Source organism: Arthrobacter sp. ZGTC212, assembly GCF_002929255.1.
Taxonomy (GTDB): domain Bacteria; phylum Actinomycetota; class Actinomycetes; order Actinomycetales; family Micrococcaceae; genus Arthrobacter_B; species Arthrobacter_B sunyaminii.
In genome coordinates, this window is the sequence record NZ_PJIJ01000003.1 from 660,872 (window position 1) to 673,618 (window position 12,747).

A 12,747-nucleotide genomic window follows, 5' to 3' on the forward strand; every position below is an offset into this window, starting at 1 on the left:
CAATGCGAGACTTTCCCCGAGGCCTCCGCGGTTCCCAGCCACGCCCCCGGCCGAGGCATTCACAGCCTAAGTCCGGCTTGTTGGCAGGTAAACATCAGGATGAAGGGATTTTTCCCCTCCGGACGGAGACGAGTATTTGGTCCGTAAAGCGGCGGCCGTTACTCCAGCGGACGGGATGGAAGGCGCTCGAGTCCGGCGACCAGCTCACCGCTGTCGCCGCACAGTGCAATCCGGATCCAGCCCTCGCCGATGGAACCAAACGCTGTGCCCGGTGCCACGGCAACGCCCCGCTCGGCGAGAAACTTCTGCGTCCAGGACCGCACGTCGCCGCCGGTGGCGTGTGAGACGTCGGCCCAGAGGTAGAACGCACCCTGTGCCTTCAGGTAGGGAATTCCCTTGCCGTCCAGCACTGCCGCGGCGGCGTCACGGTTGGCCCGGTAGTGCGCCGCTGCCTCCGTGACGTAGTCCTGCGGGCCGGTGAGCGCGGAGAGCGCTGCGTACTGCGACGGCGAGGCCACGCAGGACACGATCGACTCCATGACCGTGCTCATCTGCTTCTCCAGGCCGGCCGGCGTGATCAGGGCGCCAATCCGCAGTCCGGTCAGGCCGTAGGTCTTGGAGAGCGTCACGGACACAATGACGCGTTCCCCGCCGGCGATGGCCGGGGAACCAGCCCCTCCGCCGTCGTACTTCAGCGGGCTGACGTGCGGCACGTCGTAGGTGAAGGCCTCGTAGCACTCGTCGGAAAGGATCCACAGGTCCCGCCGCCGGGCCAGCAGGACCAGTTCCTGCACCAGATCCTCGCTAAAGACGGCCCCCAGCGGATTGGACGGTGAGTTCAGCAGCAGGACCCGGGTCCGCGGGGTAATCAGTGCCTCAATGTCCGCGATCCGCGGCTGGAAGTCATGCTCGGGATACAGCGGATACTCCACCGGAACGGCGTGCAGCAGCCCTGCGGTCATAGCGAAGGTCGGGTAACCGGGATTGGGAATCAGGATCTCATCCCCGGCGTCCAGAAGCATGCTCATCGCCAAATGCAGGCCCTGCTGCGCCCCGGACGTCACGAAGGCCCGCCCGGGGGCTACCTCCACCCCGTTCTGCCGGCCGGCCCGCTCGGCAAACGCTGCACGCAGGGGCATGATGCCGGCATTGGGCGTATAACCGGTCTCGTCCCGGGCCAGGGTGGCCCCGGCAGCTTCGAGGATGTGTGCGGGAGTGGGGAAACCCGGCTCACCGATGCTCAGCACAATCGAATTCGGCTGGGCCCAGGCTGACTGCGTGATCTCACGGATCTGGTTGGGCGGAGCGTTGCGGACGTGGGGCGAGAGCTCAGGCATATCCGCATCGTATCGTTCCCTTGACCTCCGGGGAGCCGCTTCCGGGCGGAGCACGGTCAGGAACCGCAGGCCAAGGCCGCATATACTGAAAGGCGTGAATTCCGGGCAGGTCCGTTCAGGGCTGATTATTGTGGACAAGCCGCAGGGATGGACCAGCCACGATGTGGTTGGCCGCCTGCGGAAACTAGCGGGAACCCGAAAAGTGGGGCATGCGGGGACACTGGACCCCATGGCTACCGGAGTGCTGGTGGTGGGCATCAATAAGGCCACCCGGCTGCTGACCTACATCGTGGGCACCTCCAAGACCTATGAAGCCACGATCCGCCTGGGCCAGTCCACCGTTACGGACGATGCCGAGGGCGAGATTACCGCGGAGACCATTGCCGCCGCGGTCACTGACGAAGACATTATGGCAGCCGTCGCGGACCTGACCGGGGATATCCAGCAGGTTCCCAGCAGCGTCAGCGCCATCAAGGTCAACGGAGAGCGTTCCTACGCCAAAGTGCGTGCGGGCGGGGAAGTGAACCTGCCCGCCCGGCCGGTGACCGTGTCCCGCTTTGAGGTCCACGACATCCGGCGGGAAAGCGGCGGACGGCTGCGCGACGTCGACGTCACCGTTGATTGTTCCTCCGGCACCTACATCCGCGCCCTGGCACGCGACCTTGGCGCCGCCCTCGGCGTCGGCGGGCATCTGACCGCACTGCGCCGCACCTGCGTGGGCCCGTACAGCCTGGACCAGGCCGCCACGCTGGAGCAGCTGGCCTCTGATCTGCAGGTACTGGACCTCGACGACGCCGCCCGGGCACTGTTCCCGGTCCGTGAGCTGAGTGCCGAAGAGGCCCTTGACCTGTCCCACGGACGCCGGATCCCGCCGTCCGAAATCGCAGGAATCGATGCCGCCACCCCGGTCGCGGCGTTTGCGCCGTCCGGGACCCTTGTTGGCCTGCTGGAAAACAGGGGCCAGGCGGGCGCAGCCTTCCCGGCAGCTTATGCCAAGGCACTGCTGGTTTTCGCACCGGGGAACGAGGCAGTCTAAGTGGTTGTCGATCCGCTGTTCATTGTGGGCACCATCGTGTGCCTGGTGTCCGTAGTGCTGTGCATAGGTGCAGCAATTCTCAAACACGGCCCCAACGACCTCACCATTCTGTCCGCCGCAGCCGTGGAGCTTTTCCTGCTTGTCTACGGAGTGGCGGCCATCATCCGCCAGGTCGGCGGGGAGGGCGTAGCCGGAGAGGTGTGGGAATTCTGGGGATACCTCTTCACCGCCCTGCTGATTCCCGTGGGAGCAGTGTGGTGGTCACTCATGGACCGCAGCCGCTGGTCCAACCTGGTCCTTGGCGCCGTGGGCATCACCGTATTTGTCATGCTGTTCCGGATGGAGCAGATTTGGGACGGAGTAATCCCCGCATGAAAACGAACAAGCCCGAGAACGGCAGCGCTGCAGCGGAAACAGAACAGCCGGGTGCCCGCAACGCCGGACCCGGCCGCCTGCTGGTAGCCGTTTACGCTGTCTTTGCGCTGTCCTCCACCGCACGCGCCGTCTTCCAGATTGCCACCAAGTTTGACCAGGCGCCGGTGGCGTACCTCCTGTCCGCCTTCGCTGCCGTTGTCTACATTGTCGCAACGGTGGGGCTGGCGAAATCCGGATCCGGCTCCTACAAGGTTTCCGTTGCCGCCGTGGGCATTGAAATGGTGGGGGTGCTGGCCGTAGGCATCTTCGGACTGGTGGACCCGGCCGCACTGCCCGATGACACTGTCTGGTCCGGCTTCGGTGCGGGCTACGGCTACGTTCCGCTGATCCTTCCCGTGCTGGGCCTTTGGTGGCTGTACCGCCACCGTGCGGATGCCGCCGTCCGCCCCTGATCCGGGTCCGGCTGAAACCCGCAGGCCGGGTGCCCGCTGACGCGGGGTGATGCGTGAGACGATGGCAGGAGAATGTGTTCCTTCACCTTTTCCATTCCTTCAGGGGGAAAAATGAGCAACCCGGCTTCGACACCAGGCGACCGCCAAGAGGGAAACGGCCCCTCACAACCTGCCCAGGCTCCTGCAGCCCAGCCGGCCGGCCAGCAGTCCCCGGTTCAGCCCGCCGCGGCGGGACGGAAGCCCCATGTGCCGGCCACCGGCCAGACGGCGCGGCCCACCGAGAAGCTGCAGGTTCCGCCTGCCGGAAAGCGCACGGGGACCTCCTCCGCTTCCGGTGGACGGGACGCGGCCAAGTCCAAGAACAAGCCGTACAAAAGCAGTGACGACTGGGGTGTTTTCCGGGCCGTGGTGATTGGGGTCGGGATCCTCGTTGCCGGCGTCGGCGTCTATTACCTGGTCACGGGAACGGCAGGCGTAGCGGACACCGGCGGGGGAGAGGTCAATGCCTCCCTGGAGTCCCAGTTCCGCTTCTTCTCGGCCATGATGGTGGGCGTTGGCGCCGCCTTCATCGCCATAGCCGTAAAGTTCCAGTGGGCCAACATGCTGTGGCTGGTCTGCCTGATGGTCTTCCTCGGCGGCATTGGGCGTGTGCTGTCCTGGGCGTTCAGCGGAACCCCGCACTTCACCATGATCATCCTGATGATCCTGGAACTGGCCTTCCCGCCTGCGCTGCTGGTTTGGCACCGTTTCATCGCCAAGACGAGCGAGCTCAAGCGCGAGTACAGCGAAGGCGGAGCAGCCCGCGGGAGCGCGGCGTCCGCCGGCGGGGCGCAGAGCTGATTCTTTTTCAGCAATAATGGAGACGTCCGGTGCGGCGAAGAGTTGTGCCGGACGTTTTTCGCGGCTGCTGCCGCGCCCCGATCCGTCAGTTTAAAAAGGAGTTTGCGTGCACTACTGGAATGGCCTGGCCGAGGTTCCTGCCGGGATCGGTCCGACAGTAGTCACCATCGGCAACTTCGACGGCGTCCACTTGGGGCATCAGCATGTCCTGGACCGGCTGGTGAAGGTGGCCCGCGAAAAGGGTGCCGCAGCCGTTGCTATCTCCTTCGATCCGCATCCGGCACAGGTGCATCGCCCCGAAACGGCTCCCGAACTGATCATGGGCCCGCTGGACCGCCGCGAGGCGCTGGCAGCCACCGGCCTGGACGGGCTGCTGATGCTGCACTACAACCTGCAGCTGGCTTCCCTGACCCCCGAGGAATTTGTCCGGCAGGTCTTTGTGGACGGACTGCAGGTGTGTGCCGTCGTCATTGGCCACGACGTACGCTTTGGGCGCGGCAACTCCGGTGACCTCGAGACGATGCGCCGGCTGGGGAAGGAACTGGGCTTTGACGTTCAGGCCGTGGAGGACTTCGGTGCCCTGCCCGACGGTCCTGCAGCGTCCGGCGGCCGGCGCTGCTCCTCCACCTGGATCCGTGAAGCCCTGCGCAGCGGCGACGTGCGCACGGCGTCCCGCCTGCTCGGCCGCACCCACCGCATGCGCGGCGAAGTCGTCCACGGCGCTGCCCGCGGCCGCGAACTCGGGTTCCCGACCGCAAACCTGGCTCCTGAATCCACCGGCCTCATTCCCGCAGACGGCATCTATGCCGGGTGGCTGGTGGACGAAGCGGGCACGCGCTGGCCCGCAGCCATCTCCGTTGGGTCCAACCCCACCTTCGACGGTGTGAGCCGGCAGGTGGAAGCCCACGTGATCGACCGCCCCGACGAAAAGATCACTGATTTTGATCTGTACGGACAGCATGTGGTGGTGGAATTCGTGGAACGGCTCCGCGGCATGGTGGCATATACCGGCCCCGAGGCACTGATTGAGCAGATGCGCCTTGACGTGGCGCGCACCAGGGCGGTGCTTTCGACAGATAGCAGCGGGGACAGGTAAACTGGAATCAAATTCGGCTGCGGTCCGTGGCGGCTGAATTTCTTTGTGTCTTTCAGGATTTATCCTAAGGCGCCAAGATCCCCGGCAGCGCAGTGCTGACTCGGGCCTCACGGCACAACTCTAGGAGAGTTACATTGGCACTTGATCCCGTAGTCAAGCAGGAAATCATCAAGGAATACGCTCGGGCCGAAGGCGACACCGGTTCGCCCGAGGTTCAGGTTGCAGTGCTGTCGCGCCGCATCCTCGACTTGACTGAACACCTGAAGACGCACAAGCACGACCACCACACCCGCCGCGGCCTGATGGCCATGGTTGGTCGCCGTCGTCGTATGCTTTCGTACCTCAAGGATACGGACATCACCCGCTACCGTGCGCTCATCGAGCGCCTTGGCCTGCGCAAGTAGTCTTTGGAGAGGGCGGCCCCTGCGTTTCGTGGGAGCCGCCCTTTTTCAGGCAGGCATGGACACCGGCCCGACCGGAAGCGCACCTGCCCTCGAATGATCCAGGCACTACAGCATTAACAGCACCACGGCAGTAACAGTCACATCAACAGGAGTCAGCCAGCATCGCAGCATTCGCGGTCCTCGGTAGTGGTCTCCGGGAGTTTTCGCCCGTGGACCTCGATCGAAGACCGGGTGTTGAACCGACCCGCTTCATGAGCGGTGCACGCGTTTATTGGGACGATGCTGGATGCCTCCGCCAACGAAGAAACGGAGGTGACTCTCTATGGAGGGTCCCGAAATTCAGTTCTCAGAAGCCGTCATTGACAACGGCAAATACGGCCAGCGCGTCATCCGCTTCGAAACCGGCCGTCTGGCCCAGCAGGCTGCAGGTGCAGCCACTGTGTACATCGACGATGACACCGTCCTGCTCTCGGCAACGTCCGCCGGCAAGTCCCCGCGTGAAGGCTTTGACTTCTTCCCGCTGACCGTGGACGTGGAAGAGCGCATGTACGCCGCCGGCCGCATCCCGGGCTCGTTCTTCCGCCGCGAAGGCCGCCCGTCCACCGAAGCCATCCTGGCCTGCCGCCTGATGGACCGCCCGCTGCGCCCCGCCTTCGTCAAGGGCCTGCGCAACGAGGTCCAGATTGTGGTCACCGTCCTGGCGATCAACCCGGACGTGCTGTACGACGTCGTCGCGATCAACGCCTCCTCCATGTCCACCCAGCTGAGCGGCCTGCCGTTCTCCGGTCCGATCGGCGGCGTCCGCGTTGCCCTGATCGATGACCAGTGGGTTGCCTTCCCGAAGCACTCCGAACTGGAGCGCGCAGTCTTCTCCATGGTGGTTGCCGGCCGCATCGCCGGTGACGACGTTGCCATCATGATGGTGGAAGCCGAAGCCACCGACGCCGCCTGGAACCTCATCAAGGAAGAGGGCGCCACCGCCCCGACCGAAGAGGTTGTCGCCGAGGGCCTGGAAGCTGCCAAGCCCTTCATCAAGGTTCTGTGCGAGGCACAGTCGGACCTGGCTGCCCGCGCCGCCAAGCCCACCGTCGAATTCCCGATCTTCCTGGACTACCAGGACGATGTCTACGAAGCCGTGGAAGCCGCAGCCGCTGACAAGCTGGCCAAGGTCTTCTCGATCGCTGACAAGCAGGAGCGCGACATTGCCGCCGACGAGCTCAAGGACGAAGTTGTTGCTTCGCTCTCCGAGCAGTTCGAAGGCCGCGAGAAGGAAATCTCCGCAGCATTCCGCTCCGTCACCAAGCAGGTTGTGCGCCAGCGCATCCTGAAGGACCAGGTCCGCATTGACGGCCGCGGCCTGACGGACATCCGCCAGCTCACGGCCGAGGTTGAGGTTCTGCCCCGCGTGCACGGTTCGGCCATCTTCGAGCGCGGCGAAACCCAGATCCTGGGTGTCACCACGCTGAACATGCTGAAGATGGAACAGCAGATCGACTCGCTGTCGCCGGTAACGCGCAAGCGCTACATGCACAACTACAACTTCCCGCCGTACTCCACCGGTGAAACCGGCCGCGTGGGTTCGCCCAAGCGCCGCGAAATCGGCCACGGTGCCCTGGCTGAGCGCGCGCTCATGCCGGTGCTGCCGTCGCGTGAAGAATTCCCGTACGCCATCCGCCAGGTCTCCGAAGCCCTGAGCTCCAACGGTTCCACCTCCATGGGTTCGGTCTGCGCCTCGACGCTGTCCATGCTCAACGCCGGTGTTCCGCTGCGCGCTCCGGTTGCCGGCATCGCCATGGGCCTGGTCTCCGACCAGGTTGACGGCGAAACCCGCTACGCCGCCCTGACCGATATCCTCGGCGCCGAAGATGCTTTCGGCGACATGGACTTCAAGGTTGCCGGTACCTCCGAGTTCGTCACGGCCATCCAGCTGGACACGAAGCTCGACGGCATCCCCGCTTCCGTGCTGGCAGCAGCACTGAAGCAGGCCCGCGAAGCCCGCCTGCACATCCTGGGCGTCATGGACGCCGCGATCGACACGCCGGACGAACTCTCCGAGTTCGCCCCGCGCATCATCTCGGTGAAGATCCCCGTGGACAAGATCGGCGAGGTCATTGGCCCGAAGGGCAAGATGATCAACCAGATCCAGGAAGACACCGGCGCTGACATCTCCATCGAAGATGACGGCACGGTCCTGATCGGTGCAACCGACGGCACTTCCGCCGAGGCTGCCCGTGCGGCGGTCAACGCGATCGCCAACCCGCAGGTCCCCGAGATCGGCGAGCGTTACCTGGGTACGGTTGTGAAGACCACCACGTTCGGTGCCTTCGTTTCCCTGACCCCGGGCAAGGACGGACTGCTGCACATCTCCGAGCTGCGCAAGCTCGCCGGCGGCAAGCGCGTTGACAACGTTGACGAGGTTGTCTCCGTCGGCCAGAAGATCCAGGTGGAAATCACCAAGATCGACGACCGCGGAAAGCTCTCCCTGTCTCCGGTTGTTGCTGACGACGCCGAAGGCGAAGAAGCAGCGGAAGCCGAGTCCGCAGAGTAAATGTCACACCTTGCTGATGGAAACCGTCCCGATGCCGGACATGCTCCGGCATCCGGGACGGTTGTCCGCCTTCCGCTGACCACTCTTCCCGGCGAACCCTCCCTGGTGATGGGAACTCCGGGAGGCGCCGTCGTGCACCGTTCCGTCCTTCCGGGCGGCGTGCGCGTACTGACCGAGGCCATGCCCGGCCAGCGAAGTGCGACCATCGGTTTTTGGGTTGGTGTCGGCTCGCGGGATGAAGCCGCGGGCCGGCACGGCTCAACCCACTTCCTTGAACACCTGCTGTTCAAGGGCACCACACGCCGTTCCGCGCTGGACATTGCGCTGGCCTTTGACGAGGTTGGCGGAGAATCCAACGCGGCCACCGCCAAGGAAAGCACCTGCTACTACGCACGGGTGCTGGACACCGATCTGCCGATGGCCATTGACGTCATCACGGACATGATCACCTCCGCGGTCCTGGACCCGGAGGAACTGGAACAGGAACGCGACGTCATCCTGGAAGAAATCGCCATGGATGCCGATGACCCCGCCGACCTGTGCCACGAAAAGTTTGCCGAAGCCGTGCTGGGCGATCATGCCCTGGGCCGGCCCATCGGCGGCACCCCCGAAGCCATTAAGAGTGTTCCGCGCGAAGCCGTGCTGGAACACTACCGGCGCTACTACCGCCCCTCGGAACTGGTGGTCACCGCCGCCGGCGGACTGGAGCACGACGACGTCTGCGCCATGGTGCTCGACGCCCTGAAGAAGGCAGGCTGGGATCTGTCCGAGGACGCCGTTCCGGCTCCCCGGCGGAACACCGAACCTGCCGTCATCACCGGCACCGCCGGTGTCCAGGTCATCAACCGCCCGGTTGAACAGGCGAACGTGGTCATGGGCTGCCCGTCGCTGACGGCCACCGACGACCGCCGCTTTGCCATGAGCGTCCTGAACACCATTCTGGGCGGGGGCATGTCCTCGCGCCTGTTCCAGGAGATCCGTGAAAAGCGCGGTCTCGTGTACTCCACGTACTCCTTCTCCGCGTCCTACGCCGACGCCGGTTACTTCGGCATGTACGCAGGCTGCTCACCGGCCAAAACCCGCCAGGTCATCGACCTGATGGGCAGCGAGCTGGAACGACTGGCGGCCGAGGGCGTGGACGAAGCCGAGCTGAAGAAGGCCCGCGGCCAGATCGCCGGCGGCATGGTCATGGCGCTGGAAGACTCCAGCTCGCGCATGTCACGCCTGGGCCGGGCGGAATTGGTCAGCGGAGAGTTCATCGACATCGACGAATCCCTCGCGCGGATCGGTGCCGTCACTGCGGAGGAAGTGCAGGCGCTGGCAGCCGAACTGGCCGCCGCCCCGCGCACTATCACCGTGGTGGGCCCGTTCAAGTCCGCGGCGGAACTGGGCTTCTAGGCTTTCCCCAGCAGCACAACAGGAGCACGTTCCCTCGAAGGGGACGTGCTCCTGTTGTGTTGCCGCGTGGTGTTGTGGCAGGTGCAGGCTCAGCCGCCGGCGAAGGGCGGCAGAATGTCCACAGTGTCTGACGCAGCCAGCGGCAGGGACCGGTCCCGGGCAGCAAACCCGTTGACCAGGAACGTGCTGCGCGAAATCACACTCTTCAGCGGGGGAGTGCCCCCGGGGGCCGAATCATGCCGGGTGGCCAGAAAGTCCAGCAGGTCACTCAGCGGGGCACCCTCGGCAACGCCGTCCACGCCGGGCTCCAAACCGGCCAGGATTTCTTCTTCCACGCCGGCCGCCGCCTTCGCGGCTCCAAAATATCGAATCTGCACTTAGCCGCCTATCGCGCTCATGGTCCGGTCCGGCTGCACGTAGTCAGCGTCTCCCAGACCTGCATGGTCCATTCCGTGGGCTTTGGGCTTGCCCCACATGGCGTCCTGCCAGCGGGCCGCCACCTCGTCATCGCCGGTTCCGGTCCGGAGAAGTTCCATCAGGTCGGTTTCCTCGTGCGAAAACAGGCAGCTGCGCACCTTGCCCTCGGCCGTGATCCGCGTTCGCCGACAGTCCGCGCAGAACGGTTCGGTGACCGAGGCAATGATGCCCACGATGCCGGCAACAACATCGGGAGCGCTGCGTCGCCGGACTTCCCAGCGTTCAGCGGGCGCGCCGTCGCGCTGCCGCGGATCAGGAGTGAGGATGAAGTCCCGTTCCAGCCAGCCGCGGATCTCCGCCGCGGAAATCATTCCCTCCCGGGTCCAGCCGTGGTCTGCGTCCAGGGGCATCTGCTCAATAAACCGCAGCTCAAAGCCGTGGCTGACGGCCCATTCGAGCAGGTCCGGTGATTCGACGTCGTTGATGCCGCGCATCAGGACCGCATTGATCTTGATCAGTCCCAGCCCCACGCGCGCCGCTTCCTCCACACCGGCCAGCACCCGGGGCAGGAACGGCCGGCGGGTCAGCTGGGCGAAGGTATCCGGATGCAGCGAATCCAGCGACACATTGATACGGGTCAGACCGGCGTCCTTGAGCGCCTGCGCTTTTTTGTCCAGGCCCAGACCGTTGGTGGTCAGCGAGATGGGAAGGTCCGGATGGTTGCTGCGGATTCCCGCGACAATGTCCACCAGATCGGCGCGCACGAGGGGTTCGCCACCGGTCAGGCGCAGTTCCCGGACTCCGAGCACGTCCACGCCGATCCGCACCAGCCGGATAATCTCTGCGGCACTGAGGACCCTGTCCTTGGCCAGCCAGTCCAAACCCTCGGCGGGCATGCAGTAGGTGCAGCGCAGATTGCACTTGTCTGTTAGGGAAAGCCGCATATCGGTGGCCCGGCGTCCGTACCGGTCCAGCAGCCCGTCGGCGCTGCGGACGCCGGCTGCCGCCGCGGAGCCGTAGGCAACGGGTCCGCCGTCAGGAACGACGGAGTCACTCGAAACGGGGGCGCACCCGGCGGAGCCGGCCGCGCTTGGAGGCGAGCCGATGGACGGCATTCCCAGCTGGATACCCATGGGTCGAGGTTACGCCCTTTCACGGTTAGGCTCTATCAATGCGTTTTATCCGTCATAACCGGCCACTTCTGGCTGCCTCCGCTGCCCTGCTGGCTGTTGCGGCCGGCTGTTCCGCGCCCGCGGACAGCGGCGCGGGGACGCAGGCACCCGACATCACGGTATTCGCCGCTGCTTCCCTCACCGACGTGATCGAAGCCATGGATGAAGCCTACGACGGCGGTGGCCGGCTGCGCATCAACCTCGGCTCAAGCGCCCAGCTCAGTGGACAGCTTTTGTCCGGTGCTAAGGCCGACATCGTCATCACTGCGGATCTGGAGGCCATGGACGCGGTCCGGGAGGAGGGGCTGACTGCGTCCGGCCGGGTGGTCGCCGGAAATGCCACTGTCCTGGCGCTGGCCCCGGGGAATCCAGGGAAGGTGAGGTCACTTGCCGATTTGTCTTCGGAAGAAGTGCAGACTGCCGTCTGCGCAGCCTCAGTGCCGTGCGGCCGGGCTGCGGCGCGCGTGCTGGAAAGTGCCGGCGTGGCGCTGGACGGGGAAAGCCGGGAGGACAGCGCCCGGGCGGTCCTGACCAAGGTGACAACGGGACAGGCGGATGCCGGGCTGGTGTACCAAACCGACGCGCTCTCGGCTGCGAGCCAAGGGGTGACGTATGTTGAACTGAATGATCCCGAACCGAACCAGTACCCCGCGGCGCTGACTGCGGAGGGAGCGAAGCATGAGGCAGCTGTCCGATTCTATGAGTGGCTTACAGGTGAGGACGCCGCCCGGATCTTCCGCGAGGCAGGCTTCCTTCCTCCGGGGCAGTGACCGGGGCAGTGGGAGAGGCAATGACCGTGAGCCGGAACGGGGCAGCGCAATGAACCGTGAAGCACGAGCCACCACGCCGGCATGGCTATGGGTTCCTGCTTCGCTGGCGCTGCTGTTCTGCGCCGGCCCGGTGGCGGCGCTCCTGCTCAACGTCCCCTGGACCTCGCTGGGCTCACTGCTGACCGCCTCCGAAGCCCGCACGGCGCTGGGACTGTCGCTGGCCACGTCCGTGGGCTCCACGCTGATCTGCGTAGCGCTGGGCCTGCCGCTCGCGGTGCTCTTCAGCAAGCTGTCCGGGCCGTGGATGCAGTTGCTGCGCGGCATCCTGCTCATTCCGCTGGTGCTGTCCCCGGTGGTGTCCGGCATTGCCCTGCTGTACTTCTGGGGACGGCAGGGAATCGCCGGCCGGCTGCTGGAATCCGCTGGCCTGGGCGTGGGTTACTCGCCGGCCGCGGTCCTGATTGTGCAGGTGTTTGTCTCGCTTCCGTTCTTTGTGGTGGCATCGCTGAGCAGCCTGCGGGCCGTTGACCATGACCTGGAAATGGCCGCCGCCACCTCCGGAGCCGGGCCCACCGCAATCCTGCGCTACATCACCGTGCCGCTGGCACTGCCCGGCATCATTGTCGGAGCGCTGCTCGCTTTCGCCCGTTCCCTGGGCGAGTACGGCGCCACCATCACCTTCGCCGGCAGCATCGAGGGCCGCACCCGGACCCTGCCGCTGCAGATCGAGCTCAGCCTCAACTCCAACCAGCCGGAAATCGCGCTGGGGATCTGCCTGATCCTGATCTCGCTCTATCTGGTGCTGCTGGCGCTGGCACGCTTCGGGGTGGCACTGCTGCTGCCGCGCTGACCGGCCGCACCGGGCTTCTCAGCATCCGCCCAGCCGGTACCGATAGAACAGA

General features: G+C 65.3%; 13 protein-coding genes. 10 read left to right on the top strand and 3 right to left on the bottom strand.

What is annotated here, in order from left to right; translation table 11 throughout:
* Nucleotides 1–158 precede the first annotated feature (158 nt).
* Nucleotides 159–1,337: a pyridoxal phosphate-dependent aminotransferase gene (locus tag CXQ89_RS15185; protein WP_104161838.1), complete on the bottom strand. Its 1,179-nt coding sequence runs from the start codon at nucleotides 1,335–1,337 to the stop codon at nucleotides 159–161.
* Between the two features lie 94 nt (nucleotides 1,338–1,431).
* Between CXQ89_RS15185 and truB the strand changes: the two genes are divergently transcribed.
* From truB to CXQ89_RS15225, 8 genes are all read left to right on the top strand, one after another.
* Complete coding sequence (truB, locus tag CXQ89_RS15190; RefSeq protein ID WP_258060126.1) at nucleotides 1,432–2,373, top strand: tRNA pseudouridine(55) synthase TruB; 942 nt, start codon at nucleotides 1,432–1,434, stop codon at nucleotides 2,371–2,373.
* A gap of 36 nt (nucleotides 2,374–2,409) precedes the next feature.
* Nucleotides 2,410–2,748, top strand: a complete 339-nt coding sequence (locus CXQ89_RS15195) for a hypothetical protein (protein WP_372434156.1) — start codon at nucleotides 2,410–2,412, stop codon at nucleotides 2,746–2,748.
* Complete coding sequence (locus tag CXQ89_RS15200; RefSeq protein WP_104055384.1) at nucleotides 2,745–3,200, top strand: hypothetical protein; 456 nt, start codon at nucleotides 2,745–2,747, stop codon at nucleotides 3,198–3,200. The genes CXQ89_RS15195 and CXQ89_RS15200 overlap by 4 nt, the downstream gene beginning before the upstream one ends.
* Before the next feature lie 111 nt (nucleotides 3,201–3,311).
* The gene (locus CXQ89_RS15205; protein ID WP_181032384.1) at nucleotides 3,312–4,040 is read left to right on the top strand and encodes a DUF4345 domain-containing protein; all 729 of its coding nucleotides are present in this window, start codon (nucleotides 3,312–3,314) and stop codon (nucleotides 4,038–4,040) included.
* A 106-nt stretch (nucleotides 4,041–4,146) separates the two neighbouring features.
* Nucleotides 4,147–5,136 carry a bifunctional riboflavin kinase/FAD synthetase gene (locus CXQ89_RS15210; protein WP_104055386.1) on the top strand — a complete coding sequence of 330 codons (990 nt, stop codon included), beginning with the start codon at nucleotides 4,147–4,149 and terminating at the stop codon, nucleotides 5,134–5,136.
* Nucleotides 5,137–5,270: 134 nt separating this feature from the next.
* Nucleotides 5,271–5,540, top strand: coding sequence for a 30S ribosomal protein S15 (gene rpsO, locus CXQ89_RS15215; protein WP_104055387.1), 270 nt, complete (start codon nucleotides 5,271–5,273; stop codon nucleotides 5,538–5,540).
* A 322-nt stretch (nucleotides 5,541–5,862) separates the two neighbouring features.
* A complete protein-coding gene (locus CXQ89_RS15220; protein ID WP_104055388.1) occupies nucleotides 5,863–8,088 on the top strand; it encodes a polyribonucleotide nucleotidyltransferase in 2,226 nt (741 codons plus the stop codon).
* Nucleotides 8,089–9,486 carry a pitrilysin family protein gene (locus CXQ89_RS15225; protein ID WP_104161839.1) on the top strand — a complete coding sequence of 466 codons (1,398 nt, stop codon included), beginning with the start codon at nucleotides 8,089–8,091 and terminating at the stop codon, nucleotides 9,484–9,486.
* Between the two features lie 89 nt (nucleotides 9,487–9,575).
* On the opposite strand, the gene CXQ89_RS15230 is transcribed toward CXQ89_RS15225, so the two are convergent.
* Complete coding sequence (locus tag CXQ89_RS15230; protein WP_104104586.1) at nucleotides 9,576–9,863, bottom strand: MoaD/ThiS family protein; 288 nt, start codon at nucleotides 9,861–9,863, stop codon at nucleotides 9,576–9,578.
* The gene (gene moaA, locus CXQ89_RS15235; protein ID WP_237685412.1) at nucleotides 9,864–11,036 is read right to left on the bottom strand and encodes a GTP 3',8-cyclase MoaA; all 1,173 of its coding nucleotides are present in this window, start codon (nucleotides 11,034–11,036) and stop codon (nucleotides 9,864–9,866) included.
* Between the two features lie 38 nt (nucleotides 11,037–11,074).
* Here moaA and modA point away from each other — a divergent pair, with 38 nt between their 5' ends.
* Nucleotides 11,075–11,845: a molybdate ABC transporter substrate-binding protein gene (modA, locus tag CXQ89_RS15240; protein WP_104055391.1), complete on the top strand. Its 771-nt coding sequence runs from the start codon at nucleotides 11,075–11,077 to the stop codon at nucleotides 11,843–11,845.
* 49 nt (nucleotides 11,846–11,894) lie between these two features.
* The gene (locus tag CXQ89_RS15245) at nucleotides 11,895–12,695 is read left to right on the top strand and encodes a molybdenum ABC transporter permease (protein ID WP_104055392.1); all 801 of its coding nucleotides are present in this window, start codon (nucleotides 11,895–11,897) and stop codon (nucleotides 12,693–12,695) included.
* The last annotated feature ends 52 nt before the right edge of the window (nucleotides 12,696–12,747 follow it).

Coding starts and splice junctions, on each gene's coding strand:
- modA (WP_104055391.1), top strand. CDS start 11,075: ATGCGTTTTATCCGTCATAACCGGCCACTTCTGGCTGCCTCCGCTGCC.
- CXQ89_RS15205 (WP_181032384.1), top strand. CDS start 3,312: ATGAGCAACCCGGCTTCGACACCAGGCGACCGCCAAGAGGGAAACGGC.
- CXQ89_RS15225 (WP_104161839.1), top strand. CDS start 8,089: ATGTCACACCTTGCTGATGGAAACCGTCCCGATGCCGGACATGCTCCG.
- CXQ89_RS15185 (WP_104161838.1), bottom strand. CDS start 1,337: ATGCCTGAGCTCTCGCCCCACGTCCGCAACGCTCCGCCCAACCAGATC.
- CXQ89_RS15200 (WP_104055384.1), top strand. CDS start 2,745: ATGAAAACGAACAAGCCCGAGAACGGCAGCGCTGCAGCGGAAACAGAA.
- moaA (WP_237685412.1), bottom strand. CDS start 11,036: ATGGGTATCCAGCTGGGAATGCCGTCCATCGGCTCGCCTCCAAGCGCG.
- CXQ89_RS15245 (WP_104055392.1), top strand. CDS start 11,895: ATGAACCGTGAAGCACGAGCCACCACGCCGGCATGGCTATGGGTTCCT.
- CXQ89_RS15220 (WP_104055388.1), top strand. CDS start 5,863: ATGGAGGGTCCCGAAATTCAGTTCTCAGAAGCCGTCATTGACAACGGC.